At 35.0% G+C, this 22,755-nt stretch carries 20 protein-coding genes; 17 read left to right on the top strand and 3 right to left on the bottom strand.

The window, feature by feature from the left end; translation table 11 throughout:
- A complete protein-coding gene (gene hda, locus A9G22_RS07760; RefSeq protein ID WP_065587098.1) occupies positions 1–684 on the bottom strand; it encodes a DnaA inactivator Hda in 684 nt (227 codons plus the stop codon).
- A 630-nt stretch (positions 685–1,314) separates the two neighbouring features.
- Between hda and mnmG the strand changes: the two genes are divergently transcribed.
- Together mnmG and rsmG are read left to right on the top strand one after the other, a co-directional pair.
- A complete protein-coding gene (gene mnmG, locus A9G22_RS07755) occupies positions 1,315–3,207 on the top strand; it encodes a tRNA uridine-5-carboxymethylaminomethyl(34) synthesis enzyme MnmG (protein WP_075508645.1) in 1,893 nt (630 codons plus the stop codon).
- Entirely contained in the window at positions 3,185–3,784 is a 600-nt protein-coding gene (gene rsmG, locus A9G22_RS07750; RefSeq protein WP_075508644.1) for a 16S rRNA (guanine(527)-N(7))-methyltransferase RsmG, read from the top strand. The genes mnmG and rsmG overlap by 23 nt, the downstream gene beginning before the upstream one ends.
- A 42-nt stretch (positions 3,785–3,826) precedes the next feature.
- Here the strand turns inward: rsmG and A9G22_RS07745 are convergent, their stop codons facing one another.
- Positions 3,827–5,062: an N-acetylmuramoyl-L-alanine amidase gene (locus tag A9G22_RS07745; protein WP_065587095.1), complete on the bottom strand. Its 1,236-nt coding sequence runs from the start codon at positions 5,060–5,062 to the stop codon at positions 3,827–3,829.
- Positions 5,063–5,302: 240 nt separating this feature from the next.
- Here A9G22_RS07745 and miaB point away from each other — a divergent pair, with 240 nt between their 5' ends.
- From miaB to A9G22_RS07680, 13 genes are all read left to right on the top strand, one after another.
- The gene (gene miaB, locus A9G22_RS07740) at positions 5,303–6,730 is read left to right on the top strand and encodes a tRNA (N6-isopentenyl adenosine(37)-C2)-methylthiotransferase MiaB (protein ID WP_075508643.1); all 1,428 of its coding nucleotides are present in this window, start codon (positions 5,303–5,305) and stop codon (positions 6,728–6,730) included.
- A gap of 54 nt (positions 6,731–6,784) precedes the next feature.
- Positions 6,785–7,765, top strand: coding sequence for a PhoH family protein (locus tag A9G22_RS07735; protein WP_442899747.1), 981 nt, complete (start codon positions 6,785–6,787; stop codon positions 7,763–7,765).
- 27 nt (positions 7,766–7,792) lie between these two features.
- Positions 7,793–9,730, top strand: a complete 1,938-nt coding sequence (mrdA, locus tag A9G22_RS07730; protein WP_065587092.1) for a penicillin-binding protein 2 — start codon at positions 7,793–7,795, stop codon at positions 9,728–9,730.
- On the top strand, positions 9,730–10,839 hold the full coding sequence (gene mrdB, locus A9G22_RS07725) for a peptidoglycan glycosyltransferase MrdB (protein WP_075508641.1): 1,110 nt from the start codon (positions 9,730–9,732) through the stop codon (positions 10,837–10,839). Before mrdA ends, mrdB begins: the two co-directional genes overlap by 1 nt.
- 14 nt (positions 10,840–10,853) lie before the next feature.
- On the top strand, positions 10,854–12,035 hold the full coding sequence (locus A9G22_RS07720) for a serine hydrolase (RefSeq protein ID WP_075508640.1): 1,182 nt from the start codon (positions 10,854–10,856) through the stop codon (positions 12,033–12,035).
- Positions 12,036–12,468: 433 nt separating this feature from the next.
- On the top strand, positions 12,469–13,206 hold the full coding sequence (rpsB, locus tag A9G22_RS07715; protein WP_065560530.1) for a 30S ribosomal protein S2: 738 nt from the start codon (positions 12,469–12,471) through the stop codon (positions 13,204–13,206).
- A gap of 88 nt (positions 13,207–13,294) precedes the next feature.
- A complete protein-coding gene (tsf, locus tag A9G22_RS07710) occupies positions 13,295–14,152 on the top strand; it encodes a translation elongation factor Ts (RefSeq protein WP_065587089.1) in 858 nt (285 codons plus the stop codon).
- Between the two features lie 117 nt (positions 14,153–14,269).
- Complete coding sequence (gene pyrH / locus A9G22_RS07705) at positions 14,270–15,004, top strand: UMP kinase (RefSeq protein ID WP_065587088.1); 735 nt, start codon at positions 14,270–14,272, stop codon at positions 15,002–15,004.
- A 29-nt stretch (positions 15,005–15,033) separates the two neighbouring features.
- On the top strand, positions 15,034–15,591 hold the full coding sequence (frr, locus tag A9G22_RS07700; protein WP_065587087.1) for a ribosome recycling factor: 558 nt from the start codon (positions 15,034–15,036) through the stop codon (positions 15,589–15,591).
- A 270-nt stretch (positions 15,592–15,861) separates the two neighbouring features.
- Entirely contained in the window at positions 15,862–16,632 is a 771-nt protein-coding gene (locus A9G22_RS07695; RefSeq protein ID WP_065587086.1) for a hypothetical protein, read from the top strand.
- 13 nt (positions 16,633–16,645) lie between these two features.
- A complete protein-coding gene (locus tag A9G22_RS07690; protein WP_075508639.1) occupies positions 16,646–17,047 on the top strand; it encodes a HEPN domain-containing protein in 402 nt (133 codons plus the stop codon).
- Positions 17,048–17,443: 396 nt separating this feature from the next.
- Positions 17,444–18,649: an MFS transporter gene (locus A9G22_RS07685; protein WP_075508638.1), complete on the top strand. Its 1,206-nt coding sequence runs from the start codon at positions 17,444–17,446 to the stop codon at positions 18,647–18,649.
- A 64-nt stretch (positions 18,650–18,713) separates the two neighbouring features.
- Positions 18,714–19,784, top strand: coding sequence for an alpha/beta hydrolase (locus A9G22_RS07680; protein WP_075508637.1), 1,071 nt, complete (start codon positions 18,714–18,716; stop codon positions 19,782–19,784).
- A gap of 95 nt (positions 19,785–19,879) precedes the next feature.
- Here the strand turns inward: A9G22_RS07680 and A9G22_RS07675 are convergent, their stop codons facing one another.
- A complete protein-coding gene (locus A9G22_RS07675) occupies positions 19,880–20,755 on the bottom strand; it encodes a LysR family transcriptional regulator (protein WP_065587119.1) in 876 nt (291 codons plus the stop codon).
- 511 nt (positions 20,756–21,266) lie between these two features.
- On the opposite strand from A9G22_RS07675, the gene deoC reads away from it, so the two are divergent.
- Positions 21,267–21,932: a deoxyribose-phosphate aldolase gene (deoC, locus tag A9G22_RS07670; RefSeq protein WP_176700249.1), complete on the top strand. Its 666-nt coding sequence runs from the start codon at positions 21,267–21,269 to the stop codon at positions 21,930–21,932.
- Between the two features lie 61 nt (positions 21,933–21,993).
- Positions 21,994–22,755 carry a DNA-binding transcriptional repressor DeoR gene (gene deoR / locus A9G22_RS07665; RefSeq protein WP_065587081.1) on the top strand — a complete coding sequence of 254 codons (762 nt, stop codon included), beginning with the start codon at positions 21,994–21,996 and terminating at the stop codon, positions 22,753–22,755.

Here is a 22,755-nt window from a genome sequence, read left to right as displayed (position 1 = left end):
TTACAAATCCAAAATATGTTTGATAAAAGGAATGGTTAATTTACGTTGTTGCGCAAGCGTTGCTACTTCAAACTTTTCTAATAAAGAAAATAGCGTACGCATATCACGGTTAACACGTTTTAATAAAAATAACCCTACTTCTGTTGATAATTCAAAACCGCTTAATTGTGCTCTTAATTGTAAGGCTTTAAGCTTATCATCATCACTAAGCTCTTTTAATTGATAAACCTGTCCCCAAGATAATCTAGAAACCAAATCAGGTAATATAAAAGAAATTTGTTTAGGTGGTGCGCTTGATGTTATCAATAATTTACTCACGTTTTTTTCAGTTAAACGATTAAATAAATCAAAAATAGCCTCTTCCCAATCTCTATGACCTGCTATTGCGTCAATATCATCTAAACAGACTAAATCATAATGATCTAATCCTTGCAGAATTTCAGGTACAAGATGATAATACTGCTTTAAGGGAATATAACTAGCTAATTTATTTTGATTTGATGCATGTAAAAGATGAGTTCGACCCGCAACATTAGCCGACCATATATAAAAGATATTAAATCCTTCTAGACCTAATAAGGTTTGCAATGAATCAAACAATAATCGATTATCACCTACATAAAAACTATCAAAAGTTTCATTATTGGGTAATGAAAAAGGTAAAGGTAGCTGCGAAAGAGTAATAAAAGAACCTCACAATAAAAACATAATCATGTTAAGTATAAATTTGCTTTCATAAAAATCAATCACTTTTATAGAAAAGAAAAATTTCCTATCCTCATATTATATTTTACTTACTAGATTACTTATTACTTATTTATTTTTCATATTTAGTTTTTTTTTAATAAATATGTTAGATCTTAAATAAAGACCGATCATGCAAGTATAAAATCAAAGCAATAAGAGATAAAAAAGTAAGCAAACAAACTTGTTTTTTGTGGATAACTCTGTGATAAATTGGGATCACAAGCTGTTATAAACGCATTAATAACCTTATTAAATAAATAGACTGTGGATAAATGCAATAGTTATAAACAGGTTTAAATAAAAAAAGATCCGATCAATTAACAGAATTAAATGATCGATAAGATCCTATAAAATAATTATAAAAAATAGTTATCAACAGAAATGATCCACGGTAATAATAATAAAAATAAAAAGATCATCTAAAAGATCTTATTTTATTTAGATCGCGATCAAAATAGATCATTTGACGTAATCAAAAAGATGAGTAAAATTCCCTACCCTAAATAAACCAAATCACCCGATCTAAATTTGCGATCATCCGTACATAAATAAATACGAGGCTTTTTTATGTTTTATCCAGATCTTTTTGATGTCATCATCGTAGGTGGTGGCCATGCCGGAACAGAAGCAGCTATGGCATCAGCAAGAATGGGACGAAAAACACTACTTTTAACCCATAATATTAATACATTAGGACAAATGTCCTGTAATCCAGCTATTGGAGGTATAGGTAAAGGTCACCTAGTTAAAGAAATCGATGCTATGGGTGGCTTAATGGCTCATGCTATCGATCTATCAGGGATCCAATTTAGGATCTTAAATAGCAGCAAAGGCCCAGCTGTTAGAGCTACACGTGCACAAGCGGATCGATCTCTCTATCGAAAAGTGATAAGGACAGCACTTGAAAACCAAGAAAATTTAATGTTATTTCAACAATCCGTTGAAGATGTGATCATTGAAAACGATCAGATCATTGGTGTAAAAACTCAAATGGGTGTTTCTTTTAAAGCCAAAGCGGTTGTGTTAACAACGGGTACTTTTTTAGATGGTAAGATCCACATAGGGCTTGATAATTATAGTGGTGGTCGTACCGGCGATCCAGCTTCGATTGGTTTATCAAAATCTCTACATCAATATTCATTTAGAATGGGGCGCCTAAAAACCGGTACTCCACCACGAATAGATGCTAGAACGATTGATTTTTCAAAATTGGGGACGCAATATGGCGATGATCCTGTTCCAGTATTTTCATTTTTGGGTAATGCAAATGAACATCCTAAGCAGATCCCTTGCTATATCACCAGCACTAATGAAACAACACACGATATTATTAGATCTAATTTAGATCGCAGTCCTATGTACACCGGCATTATTGAAGGTGTCGGACCAAGATATTGCCCATCAATTGAAGATAAGATCATGCGTTTTGCCGATCGTAATTCTCATCAGATCTATTTAGAGCCGGAAGGATTAGAGAGTAATGAGATCTATCCAAATGGGATCTCAACAAGCTTACCATTTGATACGCAACTTGCATTTGTGCGCAGTATGAAAGGATTAGAAAACGCCAATATTATAAGACCAGGTTATGCGATCGAATATGATTATTTTGATCCAAGGGATCTTAAACCAACACTTGAAAGTAAAGTGATCAAAGGTCTCTTTTTAGCTGGACAAATTAATGGAACAACAGGCTATGAAGAAGCGGCAGCACAAGGAATGCTTGCAGGTTTAAATGCAGCTCGCTTTGCATATGAACAAGATCAATGGTATCCAAGTCGCGATCAGGCTTATTTAGGTGTGTTAGTCGATGATCTTTGTACACTTGGCACTAACGAACCTTACCGCATGTTTACCTCCCGAGCTGAATATCGTTTAATGTTACGTGAAGATAATGCCGACATTCGCTTAACTGAAATTGGTCGTAATTTAGGCATGGTCGACGATTACCGTTGGCGTCATTTTAATGAAAAATTTGATGCTATTGAGCAAGAAAGGGCGAGGTTACGCGATATCTGGGTACACCCTCATATTGAAACCATCGATGAAGTCAATGCTGTTTTAAGTGCGAATTTGACTAAAGAAGCCAATGGTGAAGAGTTACTTAAACGGCCTGAAATGAGTTATAACACATTGAAATCACTTTCATTATTTGCACCTGGATTATCTGACCCACAAGCTGCCGAGCAGGTTGAAATTCAAGTAAAATATGATGGTTATATTAAACTGCAAATAGAAGAAATTGAACGTCAAAAGCGCAATGAAGAAACGCTTATTCCTGAGCATATTGATTATGCCGAAATATCTGGATTATCGAATGAAGTGGTGGCGAAATTAAAGCAACATAAACCTGTTTCTATAGGGCAAGCTTCGCGTATTTCTGGTATTACACCAGCCGCTATTTCAATGTTATTAGTTTATTTAAAAAAGAAAAATTATGTTAAAAAAGAAACTCATTAGTCTAATTGATCAAACGGATCTTTTGATCCCTGAATCACAACTAGATCAACTGATCCATTATGTTGAAATGCTAAGCAAATGGAACAAAACTTACAATTTAACCGCGGTGCGCGATCCGAGTCAGATGTTAGTTAAGCATATTATGGATAGTTTAGTTGTATCGCCTTATTTAACTGGCAAAACATTTATTGATGTAGGAACAGGTCCTGGTTTACCAGGCGTTCCTTTAGCGATAGTTAACCCAGATAAACAATTTGATTTGGTTGATAGTTTAGGTAAGCGTATTCGTTTTTTAAAGCAAGTACAGTTTGAATTAAAGCTAACAAATATTAACCCAATACAAAGCCGAATCGAAGAGTATAACGATAAAAAATTTGATGGGGTTATTAGCCGAGCTTTTGCTTCGTTGCAAGATATGCTTAATTGGTGTAAGCACCTCCCAGATCAAAAAGGATCTTTTTACGCTTTAAAAGGAAGTGATATTGATCCTATTCCTGAGGGTTTTACGCTTAAACAAAATATTAAATTGACTATACCAGAATTAGATGCTGAAAGGTGTTTGATTATTATTCAATAGTTGTTTGCTTAAACACAAACTTCTCTGAAAATTTTTAAAAATTTAATGTTTACGTTTTTTCAAATAATCTTTAATACCATCCACAATTGATTTAGATACTTGATTTTGGAATGAAGCAGTCTTTAATTTTTTTTCTTCGTTAATATTACTAATAAAGGCTGTTTCAACTAAAACAGATGGAATGTCAGGTGCTTTTAACACTGCAAATCCTGCTTTTTCAAGTGATGGTTTATGTAACTTATTTATTCTTTTCATTCGATTCAAAATAGCATTACCAAGTAATACACCATTATTTAACGTTGTTTTTTGAACCAAATCTAAAATCGTATTATCTAAATACTTGTCACCACTACGGCTTACCCCCCCTATTTGATCTGCTTCATTTTGGGTTTGAGCTAAATAACTTGCGGCCGAACTACTCGCTCCACGTGTTGATAATGCAAAAACAGAGGAACCACCGACAGAACGGTTAGTAAAGGCGTCAGCATGAATAGAAATAAAAATATCAGCATGTAAAGATCGCGCCTTGGCTACGCGGACTTTTAATGGTATAAAGACATCTTCATTGCGTGTCATATAGACTTTTATATTTGGCTCTCTCTTAAGTAAATTATAAGTTCGACGCGCTATTTGTAAAACAATGTCTTTTTCTCGAGTTCTGTTGTAACCAATCGCACCTGGATCTTCACCCCCATGACCAGGATCGAGCATAACAATAAGAGGTGCATTTCTATTTTTATTGGTTGGAGTTTTAATTTCAGCTTGTTTTTTACTAAGATCACCTGCTTTATATTCTTCTAATAGTGCAAGTAAAGGATCATCATCTTTTGTTGAAGAAATTTTTGATGGATAAAGATCCATCACTAAACGATGCTTAAATTTTGCAACGGGTGATAGCGTAAAAATATTAGGCTCAACACCTTGCTTTAATTCAATCATAATTCTTACTGTTTTAGGATCTAATTGCAAAACGCGTATCGACTTAATATAAGGATCATGACTTAATACTTTTGATGAAATCGTTTTTAGCGTTGGATTTAAATTGAGATTATCAATATCAATGACTATTCTATCTGGGTTGAATAGTGAAGCCGTTTTATAATTGAGTTTAATATTTGATTCTAATGTAATTCTCGTATAGGTAGAAGAAGGCCAAACACGCACTGCAACAACTTTGGTTTGAGTGGCTGCAAGGCCAACACGAGTGACAGATAGTAAACATGTAGCAATAATACCTTTAATTAATAGGCGTTTTGTTGGGCTAAATGCTTTTGTCATACCTTAAAACTTTATTTGATGTCAAATTAATCGCAGATAATAGCATAAAATTAAGGGATATTAAAAAGAATGATTATCATAATTGGTTGTTATTTTTATAAATAAAATTTTTTGAGTTATCCGCTAATTTTTATTTTATTATAGACCCTACGATCACAAAAGATTACAATATAATGCGCTAAAATCGCGGATTTAAACCCGTTTTCATTTTAACAATTAAATAATATAGCTGAGTTATTGATGAGCAAAAAATTACATATCAAAACTTGGGGCTGCCAAATGAATGAGTATGATTCAACAAAAATGGCAGATCTCCTTGAATCCACCCATGGTTTAACATTAACAGACAATGCCGATGAAGCTGATATTTTATTACTAAATACCTGTTCTATTCGAGAAAAAGCCCAAGAAAAGGTCTTTCATCAACTAGGACGTTGGAAGAACCTTAAAAAAAATAATTCTAATATTATTATTGGAGTAGGTGGTTGTGTTGCTTCGCAAGAAGGTGCTCAAATTCGTAAACGTGCACCATTTGTAGATATTATTTTTGGACCGCAAACTTTTCATCGCTTACCTGAAATGATTGAACAGATTCGAAGCGGTAACGATAATCATGTCGTCGATGTTAGTTTCCCTGAAATTGAAAAATTTGATCGCCTACCAGAGCCTCGTAGCGAAGGACCAACAGCTTTTGTCTCTATAATGGAAGGATGTAATAAATATTGTACTTATTGCGTGGTTCCATATACCCGTGGGGAAGAAGTTAGCAGACCTTGTGATGATGTCATTTATGAAATTGCGCAACTGGCTGAACAAGGTGTGCGTGAAGTCAATCTATTAGGTCAAAATGTCAATGCTTATCAGGGGCCAACGTTTGATGGTGATATTTGTTCCTTTGCTGAGTTATTACGCTTAGTTGCAGCCATTGATGGTATCGATCGTATACGTTTTACAACTAGTCATCCAATTGAATTTACTGATGATATTATCGATGTTTATCGTGATACGCCAGAGTTAGTCAATTTTTTACATTTGCCAGTACAAAGTGGCTCAGATCGTGTATTAAATTTAATGAAACGTACGCATACTGCGCTTGAATATAAATCCATTATTCGAAAATTACGTAAAGTACGTCCAGATATTCAAATTAGCTCTGATTTTATTGTCGGTTTCCCGGGGGAAACGCAAGAAGACTTTGAGCAAACAATGAAGCTAATTGCCGAAGTCAATTTTGATTTAAGTTATAGCTTTGTTTATTCAGCACGTCCAGGTACACCCGCTGCTGAAATGGAAGATAATGTTTCAGAAGAAGAGAAGAAGCAACGCCTTTACATTCTTCAAGAACGAATCAACCAACAAGCTATGCAATTTAGCCGTCGTATGTTAAATACTGTACAACGTATTTTAGTTGAAGGTCCATCCAAAAAAGACCTTATGGAATTAACCGGTCGAACTGAAAACAATAGAATTGTTAATTTTGAAGGTTGTCCTGAGATGATCGGTAAGTTTGTTGATGTTGAAATTATAGATGTCTATCCAAATTCATTGCGTGGCAAAATAGTTAGAACCGAAGATGAAATGGATTTACGCGTAAACGAATCACCAATGTCAGTAATATCACGAACGCGAAAGGAAAATGATTTAGGTGTTGGAATTTATCAACCTTAAAATGGTTAAGGTTAATTATTAGAGGATTTATTTTTGGATATTACTACACAAATTATGATTGAACCAATTGATAATAAAAGACTTAATAGTCTTTGTGGTCCTTATAATGAAAATATTAAACAACTTGAGCGTTTATTAAACATTGAAATTAATAATCGAGAAAATTTATTTGTAATAACTGGAGATAATATTTGTGTTCAAGCTGCTGCTGATATTTTGCAGGTACTTTATAACCAAACTAAAATAAAAGATAAAATTATTAATATTGAACCCGAGCAAATTCATTTAGCGGTAAAAGATACAAGGATACATCAAAAAGTAAGTGAAAATTTACCTAGTCATGTTGATTATCAAAACGATAAACTGGTTATGATAAAAACTAAGCGAGGCGTGATAAAACCACGTACACCTAATCAGGCACAATATATTGCCCATGTTTTAGATTATGATCTTTCGTTTGGGATTGGTCCTGCAGGAACAGGTAAAACTTATTTAGCGGTAGCTGCTGCGGTTGATGCGCTTGAGAAGCAACAAATTCGTCGCATTGTGCTTACTCGGCCTGCTGTTGAAGCCGGTGAAAAATTGGGTTTTTTGCCTGGTGATTTAAGCCAAAAAGTCGATCCTTATTTACGCCCACTTTATGATGCCTTATTTGAAATGCTCGGTTTTGAAAAGGTCGAAAAACTAATTGAAAAAAGCGTGATTGAAGTGGCACCACTCGCCTATATGCGTGGACGAACGCTAAATGATGCGTTTATTATTCTTGATGAAAGCCAAAATACCACTATTGAACAAATGAAAATGTTTTTAACCCGTATTGGCTTTAATTCAAAAGCGGTTATAACCGGCGATATTACCCAAATTGATTTACCACATCATCAAAAATCAGGATTACGTCATGCCATTGAAGTTTTGAGTCAAATTAATGAAATTAGTTTTAATTTTTTAAATAGTGAAGATGTGGTACGCCATCCAATAGTCGCTAGTATTGTTAATGCCTATGAACAGTGGGAAGAAAATCAGCATAAGCAGTAGAGTATTTTAAGGAGTATTATTATCCCTATCTCAAGTAAAAAAAAGAAAACAAATATTCGAGATCATTCAGTAGAAGCGAATTTATTTTTGCGTCGAGCACTGATTGCTTTTGTTGCAATTATTATTTTAATCATTGTGTTGATTATTAACCTAGCTGGGTTACAGATTTTGAATTATAGTTATTACAGTACGAAATCGAATGATAATCGTATTGAAATTATTCCTACACCACCTAATCGTGGAATGATTTATGATCGTAATGGTACGCCATTAGCGATCAACAATATTACTTATCAATTAAATATCATTCCCGATAAAACTAAAAATCTCAATGAACAACTTAATGAACTAAAAAAAATTGTTGATTTGACAGATGAAGATATTGAAATATTTCAAAAAGAACGTCGTAATTATAAAGCTCACCGTCCGGTGCCATTGAAAGATAATTTGACCGAAAAACAAATAGCACGTTTTGTCGTGGATCAACATCGTTTTCCGTTTGTTTCTATTCTTGGCATACAGCATCGTTATTATCCATATGGCGCATCACTAACTCATATCCTTGGCTATATTTCTAAAATTAATAGTCAAGATAAACAGCGTTTAGAAAATGAAAATAAAACTAGCGATTATGTAGCAACATTTAATATTGGGAAAATGGGAATAGAAAGGTATTACGAAGACGTATTACACGGAACGCCGGGTTATGAAAAGGTTGAAGTCAATAGCCGAGGTCGTATTGTTCGCCAACTAAATCAACATCCACCGCAAGCGGGCGAAGATATTTATTTATCTATTAATCTTAAATTGCAACTTTATATTGAGCAATTATTGACTGGACGTAAAGCGGCGGTAGTGGCTATTGATCCTAATAATGGGGAGATTTTGGCCTTGGTTTCTAGCCCAAGTTATGATTCTAATCCTTTTGTTGGGGGGATTTCAAATGCTAAATATAGTGAATTGCTCAATGATCCTAGCAAGCCACTTTTTAATCGTGCTTTACTGGGCGCTTACCCCCCTGCTTCGACAGTAAAACCTTTTATTTCTATTGCGGCTTTAAGTGAAGGCGTGATCACCCCAAAAACCGTGATTAACGATCCCGGTTGGTGGCAATTACCTGGCACTGAACGACGTTACCGAGACTGGCTTAAATGGGGGCATGGCCGCGTTGATGTATTAAGAGCAATTGAAGAATCAGTTGATACCTACTTTTATCAAGTTGCTTATGATATGGGCATCGATCGCCTAAATTTATGGATGACTAAATTTGGTTATGGTGAACGAACAGGTATTGATATTTCTCCAAACGAAGAAACTCGCGCGGTTATGCCGAGTCGTGAATGGAAAATGAAGCGTCATAAAAAGTCTTGGCTACAAGGTGATACTATACCAGTTGGTATTGGTCAAGGTTATTGGACGGCAACCCCAATACAAATGGCTAAAGCATTAACCACGTTAATTAATAATGGTAAGACCTATACTCCCCACTTTTTATTATATAAAAAGAGCGATATTTTAAATTCAAATGAACATCAACCAATAGTTAACCCTGAAAAATATATAGAAAATAATAGTCTAATGGATGTTAAACCAATTTATTGGGCATTAGCTAAAGAAGGTATGCACCGTGTTATGTTTGGGACACGAGGAACAGCACGTAAGATTTATGCTGATGCAAAATATCAAGCAGCAGGTAAATCGGGGACCGCACAAGTTTATGGTTTGAAATCTGATGAAATTTATAATTCAAATAAAATCCCCGAACATCTGCGAGATCACGCTTTGTTTGTTGCTTATGCACCTTACGATAAGCCAAAAATAGCGTTAGCTATTGTTTTAGAAAATGGCGGGGGCGGAAGCTCTAACGGTGGTGCGGTTGCGCGTAAAATATTAGATTTTTACTTACTTGGTAATAATTCAACCGAGCTAGATGAACCTTCACCTAATACAGGAAATGAAGACTAATGATGAATAATAACAAAAAATCTTTTTGGCAAAAGATACATATTGATCCTTTGTTTTTTTTATTTATTACTTTATTACTTGGTTATAGTCTTTATATTCTTTGGAGCGCAACCGGGCAAAGTATCGACATGATGCAAAAGCGAGTAATTCAAATATTGCTTGGATTTGTTGTAATGATTGTGCTGGCTCAGTTTTCTCCTAGAACCTATGAAAAGTGGGCGCCGTATCTGTATATTGCTTGTATTATCATTCTATTATTAGTCGATATTTTTGGTTATACCAGTAAAGGCGCACAGCGTTGGTTAGATTTAGGTATATTGCGATTTCAACCTTCAGAAATAGCTAAAATAGCGGTGCCATTAATGGTTGCCAAATTCATTCATCGTGATGGATGTCCGCCGCCATTAAAAACTACGTTACAAACCCTTGCCATAATTGGTATACCGACGTTACTTGTTGCTATGCAACCGGATCTAGGTACGGCAATATTAATTGTTATGTCAGGAATTTTTATTATTTTTTTAGCAGGAATAAACTGGCGTTATATTCTTATTGCAGTAATTTTAATTGCTGTCTTTTTACCAATTATGTGGTTCTTTTTAATGCATGATTACCAACAAAAACGCGTATTAATGTTGATCAATCCTGAACTCGATCCAAGCGGAGCCGGCTATCATATTATTCAATCGAAAACAGCGATTGGATCCGGTGGTATATGGGGTAAAGGTTGGCTAGAAGGCACACAATCACAACTCGAATTTTTGCCTGAACGACATACTGATTTTATTTTTTCAGTTATCGCTGAAGAGTTTGGTTTTGTTGGCTCGATTGTTTTGCTGATTCTATTTTTATGCTTAATTGTAAGAGGGCTTATTATTGCTGCACAGGCACAAACCACATTTGGTCGAATCTTATCTGGTGGACTAATTTTAGTATTTTTTGTTTATGTGTTTATTAATATTGGTATGGTCAGTGGAATCTTACCAGTAGTTGGTGTACCATTACCTTTAATAAGCTATGGTGGCTCATCTTTAGTCGTATTAATGGCAAGTTTTGGCATTATGATGTCTATCCACACACATCGATATATGTTATCTAAAAATATTTAACGGAATTGTAATAAATGAAAAAGAAATTTAAATTATCTTTTGCTTTGTTTGCGCTTGCAGTTTGTTCATCAGCATCAGCAGAAATGGCTTTTCCTATTCCAGCCATTCCACAACTAAATGCTGAGTCTTATATTTTAATCGATGCCAAATCAGGTGAAATTTTAGCACAATATAATGCCGAGCAGCAGCGCGATCCGGCAAGCCTAACTAAAATGATGACCAGTTATGTGGTAGGGCAAGCATTACAGTCAGGTCGTATAAAAAATGATGATATGGTTGTGGTCAGCAAAGACGCTTGGGCAACGGGTAACCCTGTGTTAAAAGGGTCATCATTAATGTTTTTAGAGGTCGGTAAAACGGTATCGGTTTCTGATCTTAACAAAGGTATTATTATCCAATCAGGTAACGATGCGTGTATTGCCATGGCTGAGCATGTTGCCGGCAGCCAAGGAGCCTTTGTTAATTTAATGAATGATTATGCCAAGAAAATTGGACTAAATCATACCCATTTTGAAACTGTTCATGGGCTTGATGCGCCAGGGCAATACACAACAGCCAAAGACATGGCATTTTTAGGGCAAGCCTTAATTCGTGATTTACCTAAAGAATATTCTATTTATAAAGAAAAAGAATTTACCTATACGCTATCAAAACCACAACATAATAGAAATGGATTACTTTGGGATACCACATTAAATGTAGATGGCATCAAAACAGGCCACACCAATGCCGCAGGCTACAATTTAGTTGCTTCAGCGGTTGATGGTAATACGCGTTTAATTTCAGCGGTACTGGGTGGTCGCACCTTTAAAGGTCGTGAAGAAGAAAGTAAAAAACTATTAGTCTGGGGTTTCCGCTTTTTTGAAACTGCAAATCCTGTTAAAGCAGGAACGCCATTAACGACAGAAACGATTTGGTATGGTGATGAAAATAAAATTCAATTAGGTGCGATTAATGGATCTTACATCACTGTACCAAAAGGCCGCTCTGCAGATGTGCAAGTTGAATATAAAATTGATGATTATATTTATGCCCCAATCACTAAAGGCACAACTGTCGGTAAAATGCAGTTTCTATTAGACGGTCAAGTGATTAATGAACAACCCCTTGTTGCCTTACAAGATGTTGAAGAAACAGGATTTTTTGGTGGTCTATGGGATTGGATAAGCTTACAGTGCCATAAATTATTCAGCTAGTTTCTATTATTATCGTTCTGTAAGCGTTAGCTTACAGAACGGACATATTTCTTCAAAATAATACAAACTAATATAGAAATAGTCATCCAAAAAAATTTCAGAAAAACCATTGATTTTATTTGTTTTTTTTGTTTTGTGTTTGCTTGTTAAATGAATACTGAAAAGTTTAATAAAACTAATTAAAATCGCTAATAGCCTATAAATACAAATAAAGCTGGCAATCTTATACTATTTATGGTATAAAACGCGCGCTACATTTTCGCATTATTTTTTGCAAAAGTAATGGCGAATAAAAGTATTACATTTAATGATTAATTAACGTTATAACACACACATATCATTACACTTTTCCGGGGTGCCTTTTACTTTATGTGATTAGGTCGGTTAAAGCGGATATGTGGAGGCATAACCCCAACGTCAAAATGAGGAAATCATGACTACAGTATCAATGCGCGATATGTTACAAGCGGGTGTACACTTTGGACACCAAACTCGTTATTGGAACCCAAAAATGAAACCATTTATTTTTGGTGCACGCAATAAAGTTCATATTATCAATCTTGAAAAAACAGTACCATTGTTCAACGAAGCTTTAGCTGAATTAAACAAGATTGCCGCTCGTAAAGGTAAAATTTTATTTGTTGGTACAAAGCGTGCAGCTAGCGAAGCAATTAAACAAGCAGCTGAAAGTTGTGGGCAATACTATGTTAATCACCGTTGGTTAGGTGGTATGTTGACTAACTGGAAAACAGTACGTCAATCAATCAAACGTCTAAAAGATTTAGAAACACAAGCTAGTGATGGTACATTTGATAAATTAACCAAAAAAGAAGCACTTATGCGTGCTCGTGAAATGGCTAAATTAGAAAATAGCTTGGGCGGAATTAAAAATATGGGTGGCTTACCCGATGTGATCTTTGTGATTGGTGCAGACCACGAACATATCGCTATCAAAGAAGCTAACAATTTAGGTATTCCAGTCATTGCTATTGTTGATACTAACTCAGATCCTGATGGAATTGATTACATCGTACCAGGTAATGATGACGCAATTCGTGCAATTCAATTATATGCTAATGCAGTTGCTGAAGCAGTACGTTCTGGTCGTGAGCAAAACCAATCTCCAGTATCTGAAGAAAGCTTCGTAGAAGAAGCGCCAGCAGCAGAGTAATAAACTCAAATATTTTCAGGGTCGATACTTAATGCTATCGACCCATTCTAATGAAAGTTATCACAATGGTTAAATAGAGGATTAAAAAATGGCTGAAGTTACCGCTTCTATGGTAAAAGAACTGCGTGAAAGAACGGGCGCAGGTATGATGGAATGTAAAAAAGCATTAGTTGAAGCTAATGGTGATATCGAACTTGCAATTGACAACATGCGTAAATCAGGTCAAGCAAAAGCCGCTAAAAAAGCGGGTCGTGTTGCGGCTGAAGGTGTTATTATTTCTAAAATTTCTGCAGATAAAAAATTTGGTGTTATCTTAGAAGTTAACTGCGAAACAGACTTTGTTGCGAAAGATGCTGGATTTTTAGCATTTAGTGATAAAGTTGCTGAAGCAGCATTAACTGAACGCACTAGCGATATTGCGGCACTGCAAGCTAAATTTGAAGAAGAGCGTACAGCGTTAGTTGCTAAAATTGGTGAAAACATCGGTATCCGTCGTGTTGCAGAGATTTCTGGTGATGTGGTGGGTAGTTACCAACATGGTGCGCGTATTGGTGTATTAGTTGCTGCTAATGGTGCTGATGATGAATTAGTTAAACATATTGCAATGCACATTGCGGCAAGCAAACCAGAATATGTTGACCCAAGCGATGTTCCAGCTGATGTGGTTGAACATGAACGTAATATTCAAATTGATATCGCAATGCAATCAGGTAAACCACGTGAAATCGCTGAAAAAATGGTTGAAGGTCGTATGCGTAAATTCACTGGTGAAGTATCACTAACTGGTCAACCATTTGTTATGGAGCCTTCAAAAACAGTTGGCGATTTATTAAAAGAGAAAAAAGCTGCAGTAGCTTCATTTATTCGTTTTGAAGTGGGTGAAGGTATTGAAAAAGTTGAAGTTGACTTTGCTGCAGAAGTTGCTGCAATATCGAAACAATCTTAATCGTTTCAAAAAACCGCCGTTATGGCGGTTTTGTTTATCTACAAAATATTTTAAAATTACTACCGGCTAATTTTTAGCTTCTTGAGTAATTAAATAACGAAATAGTGAGACTTCAGTATGGTGACCCCTTTCTATAAACGTATTCTTCTTAAACTCAGTGGCGAAGCACTACAAGGCGACGAAGGTTTTGGTATTGATGCAACCGTTCTAGATCGCATGGCGCAAGAAATTAAAGAGCTAATTGAAATGAATGTTCAAGTTGCTGTTGTTATTGGGGGCGGTAATCTATTTCGGGGTGCAGGGCTTGCTAAAGCGGGAATGAACCGCGTTGTTGGCGATCATATGGGGATGCTAGCAACTGTAATGAATGGTCTTGCGATGCGAGATGCATTGCACCGAATTGAAGTTAATGCCCGTTTAATGTCAGCGATTCCATTAAATGGTGTATGTGATGATTATCGCTGGACCGAAGCAATTAGCTTGCTTCGTCATGGTAGAGTGGTTATTTTGTCTGCTGGAACAGGCAATCCATTTTTTACCACCGATTCAGCAGCATGTTTACGTGGTATTGAAATTGAAGCTGATGTTGTTTTAAAAGCCACCAAAGTCGATGGTGTTTATTCAGCCGATCCCGTTAAAGATCCAACAGCAACACTTTATAAAACGTTAAGTTATGACAAAGTCCTTGATGATGAACTTAAAGTGATGGATTTAGCTGCATTCACATTAGCAAGAGATCATAATCTACCCATTTGTGTCTTTAATATGAATAAACCTGGTGCTTTGCGTCGCGTTATTTTAGGTGAACAAGAAGGGACATTAATTAATAACAAGGCAACAGTAACCAGTTAATTATCTTTATTTTAAATAAGGCTTTTATTATGTTAAACGAGATTCAAAAAGAAGCGCAAACGCGCATGGAAAAAAGCATTGATGCGTTTCAAAATCATATTTCTAAAGTTAGAACCGGTCGTGCGTCACCAAGCTTATTAGATGGCATTATGGTTGAATATTACGGCAGCCCAACGCCACTGCGTCAACTAGCCAACATCGTTGCTGAAGATGCAAGAACGCTAGCTATCACTGTATTTGATAAATCATTAACCCCAGCTATTGAAAAAGCAATTTTAACGTCTGATTTAGGGTTAAACCCAGCATCAGCAGGTACTGTTATTCGCGTACCATTACCACCACTAACAGAAGAACGCCGTCGTGATTTAACTAAAATTGTTCGTAACGAAGCGGAACAAGGTCGTGTATCTATCCGTAATATCCGCCGTGATGCTAACGATCAAATCAAAGCGTTACTAAAAGATAAAGAAATTTCAGAAGATGATGAACGTAAAGCACAAGATTTAATCCAAAAAGCGACAGATGCCGCAATTAAAAAATTAGATGCAGTGCTTGCCGATAAAGAAAAAGAGTTAATGGAATTCTAATCCTTTTACTTTTTTTCTTTTCTTCTAAATGCTCTGTTTTATAAAGCAGAGCGTTTTTCCCTTGAAAAACTAATTTTTATGCTGAAACCTATTTTAGGATGGAAAATACCAATATAAGTAATCTAAATTTTTATTGGTTGATAGGAAAAATCTTTTTCTTGTTAATCATAAGCAATAATTTATAATGATTAATTACTGGACGTCCGATATTACTATCGCTTAGTGATTTTATGTATTATTCAATTCAATTCTGTATAAGGATTATCAACGATGGCAAAATCTAATGTACCTGCAACAAAAGGCACAATGATATTAGATAAGCTAATACAGATTCTTTTTTCTGAACGAAATTTCGAAGGTTGTGAAGAATTTGAGTTCCGTAAAGATTTGAAGCCTTTTCCTCAAGGAGACTTAATTGGGGATCAATTGTGGGCATTTTTTTATGCTTGTAAGGGAGATGTTTCAGCTGCATTATCGCTATTTGAAAAATCTTTTTCTTATAATGAACCTTATTTTATGATGAATTATATAACCTATTTATTTGATATAGGATTCATTAAAAAACATATTGCAGAAATCATTAGGGCAAATAATCAAATTTCAAATAACTCTAATTTTTTAATACATTTGTTTGATGCATATTTATGGAATGGTAATTTTGAGGGAATTAATAAAGTATATCAAGAAATTGATAAATTAAATAAAAAAGATGTTATTTCTGGGTTATCTCAACGCCTTAATTCATTGCGTCAATTTCAAAGTAATTTAAAATTGAGTGATGAAAATATGCAATTTTTACTTAAAACTTTTCTTGATATAGCAGATACTTATCGGTTATCACATTCTCAAATTTGTTGTGAGTATTATCCAGACGATGATATTAATATTATGATACTAACAACCAACGACACTGATTTTGTACGTTTGGCTAAAATAGATGGTGAGTTGGCTGATAAAATTGCTGAAAATGAACACCTTCATGATAAGGCTTTCGGTGTCTCTATTCGTTATCTAAAATCTGAATATCAAGTTATTACTTAGAAGGCGAAAGTAAGTGTCAGTAAACTGCAAAGACTTTCTCTCTTTTGCTGAAGATTCATTAAAACGAAATGATGAAATCGGTTATCGTAATGCAATTGCTAGAGCGTATTATAGTTGTTACCATGCTATCTTATCTTCAATCAATTTTAGATTACCTAAAGATGAACCATCTCATAAAAGTGTGACCGATTATTTAGCAGCTCCGGGTAAAGATGAAGCCATTCCAAGAATGAAATTAATTTCTTTAAGGGCAAGATTGTTAGAGCAAAAAGCACTTAGAATTAAATGTGATTACCATTTACAAGAAACATTAGACAAAAAAGAAGTCGAACTTAGTATAGCTAAAGCTAGAAAATTTATACAAGATATAGAAGAATTTATACCTTTATCAAATGATTCAGCGCCAAACTCTTAACTATTACTACCTTTAAAAATAGCCCATTTAAAAAATCTAGAAAGTCCTCCCCCAATGATAACGGTAAAAAAGCATTTAAAAATGTAAGATAGACAGATGTGATATTTACTTTTTTACTATTATTCAACAAAAAAACAATCTAATTATCCTCAACAAAACTAGCATATACTCCATGCTTTTAAGGCATATGTAACTATAAAATATAAGTATTTTACATGGATTGATAAAGTGCCTATACTTTTTTGAAGTTAGCTATTTAAACTATTTCTGCTTGTGTTATCCGCTCTGATCTTATCTATATAGATAAGTTGGCGCTTTGGTTTAGAGGCACTTACTAGCCAAGAATCCAACGTTAGTGACGCTATGGAGCTAGTTAACTAAAAGGTACTTTATGTAATGAAAACACGCTTATCCAGTCACACAGAACCAGAAAAAGCATCCCATTGGTCTGCTGTTTTTTCATTATTTATGGGGGTAACCAGCCTTATTGCGGCTGAGTTTATTCCTATTAGTTTATTAACACCTATTGCACAAACATTAAAAATTACTGAAGGAGTGGCAGGTCAAACGGTCACTGCTGTGGGGATTTTTGCTGTTATTGCAAGTTTGACATTGGCGCCACTAACAAACAAAATAAATAGACGATTAGTATTATTAACGCTCTCTATTTTATTGGTGAGCGCTAATATATTAGTCGCATTTACACCTAATTATATCATGCTATTGATGGGGCGCAGCATATTGGGGATATGTGTTGGTGGCTTTTGGTCTATGGCCTCAGCGGTAACGCTACAACTTGTACCGACAAAAGATCTATCTCGTGCATTAAGTATTATCTATGCCGGTGTCTCAGTGGCAACAATTATTTCACTACCATTAGCAAGCTATTTAGGCAATCTGATTGGTTGGCGAAATATTTTTTTGCTATCGGCATTACTGGGCGCTATCGCCTTTATTTGGCAATTTATTGCATTACCTACTTTACCTGCACAGCAAGGTAATAGTTTTAAAAATATGTTTTTTCTCTTAAAACAAAGCTGGATAACGATAGGAATAGTAGCCACAATATTTAGTTATGGGGGATATCACATATTTTTTACATACTTAAGACCATTTTTAGAAAATAATCTTGCCTTACAAACAAATACCCTCTCTACGCTTTTGCTTCTATTTGGTATTGCTAACTGTATTGGTACCCTTATTGCCGGTATTGTGATGGGCAAACAATTTAAAATAACGATGATAGTCGTTCATTTTATTTTATTAATGCTTGCTATTATTTTAATGTTTATCAATAAAAACATAATATTTAACATGTTGCTGGTTATTGCGTGGGGGTTAATGTTTGGTTTTATTCCGGTAGGTTGGTCTACTTGGATTGTACGTACACTTGCTGATAAAGCCGAAATGATGGGCGGATTATCCGTTGCGGCGATTCAGTTTTCTATCGGATTGGCAGCGGCAATGGGAGGCTTCATTTTTGATCATAAGGGGATGCAAGGTATATTTTTTAGTTCTGCGCTAATTTTTTTATGTGCCTTGATATTAATTAAATTCAGCTTTTGGTTATTTATTCGTGTAACAGGACGTTCTATTGCATAGTAAGATTTTTTACAATTGATTGAAAATATTAAATTAATATTCACTTATTAAAAGGATCACATTAATGAAAAAGGGGTTATTTTATTTCAAAGATAGTACTGCTTTAATCGTCTTTTTAAGTCTTTTTGGGTTATTTTTATCACCATCAGTAATGGGAGCCGATATGTCTAACAATGCGAATAATTTTTATCAAAGCGATAATGTCACTATGCAAAAAGTTAGTTTTCTAAATCAATATAAAATGAGTGTGGTTGGAAACCTATTTATACCTAAAACGCTTGATGCCAAAAACAAATATCCAGCCATTATTGTTGGACATCCAATGGGTGCGGTTAAAGAACAAAGTGCCAATTTATATGCGACAAAAATGGCTGAACAAGGCTTTATTACATTAGCCATTGACTTATCCTTTTGGGGCGAAAGTGAGGGACAGCCACGTAATGTTGTATTGCCCGATATGTATGCAGAAGATTTCAGTGCAGCAGTTGATTATTTAGGTACTCAAACTTTTGTGGATAGTCATAATATTGGCGTAATTGGTGTTTGTGGTAGCGGCAGTTTTGTTATTAGTGCCGCTAAAATTGATCCACGTTTAAAAGCCATTGCGACGGTAAGTATGTACGATATGGGTTCGGCCAATCGCAATGCTCTTCACCATTCGTTAACACTTGAACAGCGTAAACAGATCATTAAACAGGCGGCAGAACAACGTTATGTTGAATTTACTGGGGGGCAGACATTATATACAAGTGGTACGGTCAATAAAGGGCAACTCAAACCCGAAGATGGTCCAATTGCCCATGAATTTTACGATTTTTATCGTACGCCTCGGGGTGAATATACTCCATCCAGTTCAACGCCAGAACTAACGACTCACCCAACATTAACCAGTAATGTAAAATTTATGAACTTTTATCCATTTAACGATATTGAAACCATTTCACCACGACCAATGTTATTTATCACAGGTGATCAGGCTCATTCTAAAGAGTTCAGTGAAGATGCTTATAACCGTGCAATAGAACCAAAAGAACTCTATTATGTAAAAGGAGCTGGGCATGTTGATCTTTATGATCGCATCCATTTAATCCCTTTTGATAAATTAACAACCTTTTTTAAAACGCATTTAAAATAGCGATTAATTTTTAATGAAATGTTGTTCCACAGCAAAGGGAGTCAGAATTACGGTGCTCCCTTTTTTACTCATCATTATAAAATGGCAGAAGAATATCAAAAATGTTCTTTTAGCTGTTTTAAAAACAGTTCAGCAGCTTTAGAAAATACATGATGTTTTTTCCAGACAATATTCACATCTACTTTTAATTTTGGATATAAAGGTCTAAAACAAAGCGGGTTATCGCCCGCTGTATTAATGAGTTTATCTAAACACAAGGCATATCCGATATGTTGTTCAACCATTAAAGCTGCATTAAATATTAAGTTATATGTTGCAATAATATTTAATTTTTCATCGTTTCGTTTAAACCATTGTTCAATGCTATCACTAACATATTTTTGTTGGGAAACAATCAGTGGTAATGACCATAAATCAGATGGAGAAATGACCTCAAGGTTTGCCAACGCACAATCTTTTCTCATTAAAACTCCCCATGTATCTTGTTGAGGAAGGCACAATGATTCATATTTTGTTAGATGAGTTGGTTCAATTAACACTCCAAAATCAAGTAATCCCTTATCAATACGTTCGGTGACATCATTTGCATTACCACTATAAATATGGATGCGGATGTGTGGGTAAACCTCTTGCATTGATTTAATCACACTCACCACCAACTTCATTGCATCGGTTTCACCACAACCAATATAAATATCACCACTAATATTTTCTGTGGGTGCTTGAAACTCTTCTTCTGTTTTATGCACAAGTTCCAGTATCTCCTCGGCACGTTTACGTAATCGTATTCCTTCATCGGTCAAGGTAATTCGCCTACTGCCACGAATAAATAGGGGGGTGCCAAGTGTTTGTTCAAGCTCCATCAACTGACGAGATAAAGTAGGTTGAGTTAGATGCAAATGGTTAGCGGCAGCGGTAATACTTTCTTCTTTAGCAAGAGCAAGAAAATAGCGTAAAATTTTTATATCTATCATTGTCCTTTTCCATCATCCTTGTTTAAAAATTCTTCGATTTTTATGTTTAAAAGATGCTATGTCAGAAAACAACGTGTTGTTTATATTTCATTATTAACATAATCATTTAAAAATTAACAAATGTTTTACCATAAATGACTTAAGTTGGATAGGTTACTCTTTGTTACCACTCAGTATTGCCGAGCGAGTTAATGGGTATATAGTACGGCAAGGTCAAAACGTCCGAAACCACTACACCTAATTCATTCTATGCACTAACCCAAAAAGGCCTGATTGTATGCCAAAACCAGTCAGGAAAGATATTGATTTTATTGGGTTTTTTATTTTGTTTTTTCCCAAAAAAACAAAAAACAACAACCTGTTTATTTTTATCTGTACTATTTTTTACAATTACCCATAATGTTACTATAATAACATTATCACCCTATATCTGTTATTAAAATAACATTTTACACCTAACAAATTCATTAAATTAGACATCAAAACTAAAAATTTTAAGGACATCACTATGAATTATGCAAAGTATATCGATCATACTTTACTTGCAATGAACGCAACAAAAGACCAAATAACCAAACTTTGTGAAGAAGCTAAACAATATCATTTTTATTCAGTTTGTGTAAATTCAGGCTATGTGCCTTTAGTGGCTAGTTTACTAAAAGGTAGCGATGTAAAAGTGTGTGCGGTGGTTGGCTTTCCACTTGGTGCCATGCTGACTAGCGCTAAAGCCTTTGAAACTGAAATGGCGGTTAAAGCTGGCGCGCAAGAAATCGATATGGTTATCAATGTAGGTTGGTTAAAAAGCAATGATTTCGATGCGGTTAAACAAGATATTGAGGCGGTCTTTAATGCTTGTGGCGCTGTGCCATTAAAAGTGATTTTAGAAACTTGCTTATTATCTAAAGACGAAATTGTTAAAGTCTGTGAAATCTGTAAGCAAATCGGCGTTGCTTTTGTTAAAACCTCAACAGGGTTTAGTGTATCTGGCGCAACGGTTGAGGATGTTAAGTTGATGCGTGATACCGTTGGCAATGAGATGGGTGTTAAGGCATCGGGTGGTATTCGTGATCGTCAAACGGCTGAAAAAATGGTTCAAGCGGGGGCTTCGCGTTTAGGGGCTAGTGCTGGTATTGCGATTGTTTCTGGTGATGCAATTTCGACCAGTGATTATTAATCAATGATATCAATTAATAAGCTACTTATGTAGCTTGTTACTGTTGATTTATGGGATCAGCATGGAAACACAATCACAAAAAAGAGTGAATGATCTTATTCAACTTTTAAAAAAAACAGATAAGATTCATTTAAAAGAAGCCGCTAAGTTGTTAGCGGTTTCCGAAATGACCATTCGCCGAGATTTAAATAACATTCCTACATCATTAACTGTTTTAGGGGGTTATATTGTTAGTGAAACTCGTTATCAAACAACGCAATATTTTTTATCAGACCAACAAGATAAACAAGTTAACGAAAAGTTACATATTGCTAAATTAGCAAGCAAACTTGTTTTTGCAAACGATACCATCTTTTTTGATTGCGGTACCACAATCCCTTTTATCATTGATGCTATTGATGATGAAATAACTTTTACTGCTATCTGTTATTCATTAAACGCATTTTTAGCATTACAAAATAAATCTAATTGTAAGACAATTTTATGTGGTGGTCATTATCAGGCTAATAATGCGATTTTTAGCACTATTGGACAGCATAGTGAATTCAATTCGATTTGCCCAAATAAAGCGTTTATTTCGGCCGCGGGGATCGATATTGAACAAGGTGCAACTTGTTATCATTTTGATGAACTTGATATGAAATTGCAGGCTATAAAAAAATCAGGTCAGAATATTTTGATTGCCGATCATACTAAATTTAATCAAGTTAAACCGGCTTTTATTGGTGAGTTAACGCTGTTTAATCAAATTATTACAGATAAAGTGCCAACCAAGGAATTTATTAATTTTTTAGCTAACCATAATATAGATTTAATGTATTAA

It is taken from the genome of Gilliamella sp. App2-1 (genome assembly GCF_001690255.1).
In the GTDB taxonomy this organism is placed as follows: domain Bacteria; phylum Pseudomonadota; class Gammaproteobacteria; order Enterobacterales; family Orbaceae; genus Gilliamella; species Gilliamella apicola_G.
Note: the sequence above shows the minus strand (reverse complement) of the source record. Positions and strands in the feature narration are given on the sequence as shown.

Coding starts and splice junctions, on each gene's coding strand:
- rpsB (WP_065560530.1), top strand. CDS start 12,469: ATGACTACAGTATCAATGCGCGATATGTTACAAGCGGGTGTACACTTT.
- deoR (WP_065587081.1), top strand. CDS start 21,994: ATGGAAACACAATCACAAAAAAGAGTGAATGATCTTATTCAACTTTTA.
- A9G22_RS07680 (WP_075508637.1), top strand. CDS start 18,714: ATGAAAAAGGGGTTATTTTATTTCAAAGATAGTACTGCTTTAATCGTC.
- A9G22_RS07745 (WP_065587095.1), bottom strand. CDS start 5,062: ATGACAAAAGCATTTAGCCCAACAAAACGCCTATTAATTAAAGGTATT.
- miaB (WP_075508643.1), top strand. CDS start 5,303: ATGAGCAAAAAATTACATATCAAAACTTGGGGCTGCCAAATGAATGAG.
- pyrH (WP_065587088.1), top strand. CDS start 14,270: ATGGTGACCCCTTTCTATAAACGTATTCTTCTTAAACTCAGTGGCGAA.
- mrdB (WP_075508641.1), top strand. CDS start 9,730: ATGATGAATAATAACAAAAAATCTTTTTGGCAAAAGATACATATTGAT.
- A9G22_RS07695 (WP_065587086.1), top strand. CDS start 15,862: ATGGCAAAATCTAATGTACCTGCAACAAAAGGCACAATGATATTAGAT.
- rsmG (WP_075508644.1), top strand. CDS start 3,185: ATGTTAAAAAAGAAACTCATTAGTCTAATTGATCAAACGGATCTTTTG.
- mnmG (WP_075508645.1), top strand. CDS start 1,315: ATGTTTTATCCAGATCTTTTTGATGTCATCATCGTAGGTGGTGGCCAT.
- deoC (WP_176700249.1), top strand. CDS start 21,267: ATGAATTATGCAAAGTATATCGATCATACTTTACTTGCAATGAACGCA.
- A9G22_RS07720 (WP_075508640.1), top strand. CDS start 10,854: ATGAAAAAGAAATTTAAATTATCTTTTGCTTTGTTTGCGCTTGCAGTT.
- A9G22_RS07735 (WP_442899747.1), top strand. CDS start 6,785: ATGATTGAACCAATTGATAATAAAAGACTTAATAGTCTTTGTGGTCCT.
- tsf (WP_065587089.1), top strand. CDS start 13,295: ATGGCTGAAGTTACCGCTTCTATGGTAAAAGAACTGCGTGAAAGAACG.
- A9G22_RS07685 (WP_075508638.1), top strand. CDS start 17,444: ATGAAAACACGCTTATCCAGTCACACAGAACCAGAAAAAGCATCCCAT.
- frr (WP_065587087.1), top strand. CDS start 15,034: ATGTTAAACGAGATTCAAAAAGAAGCGCAAACGCGCATGGAAAAAAGC.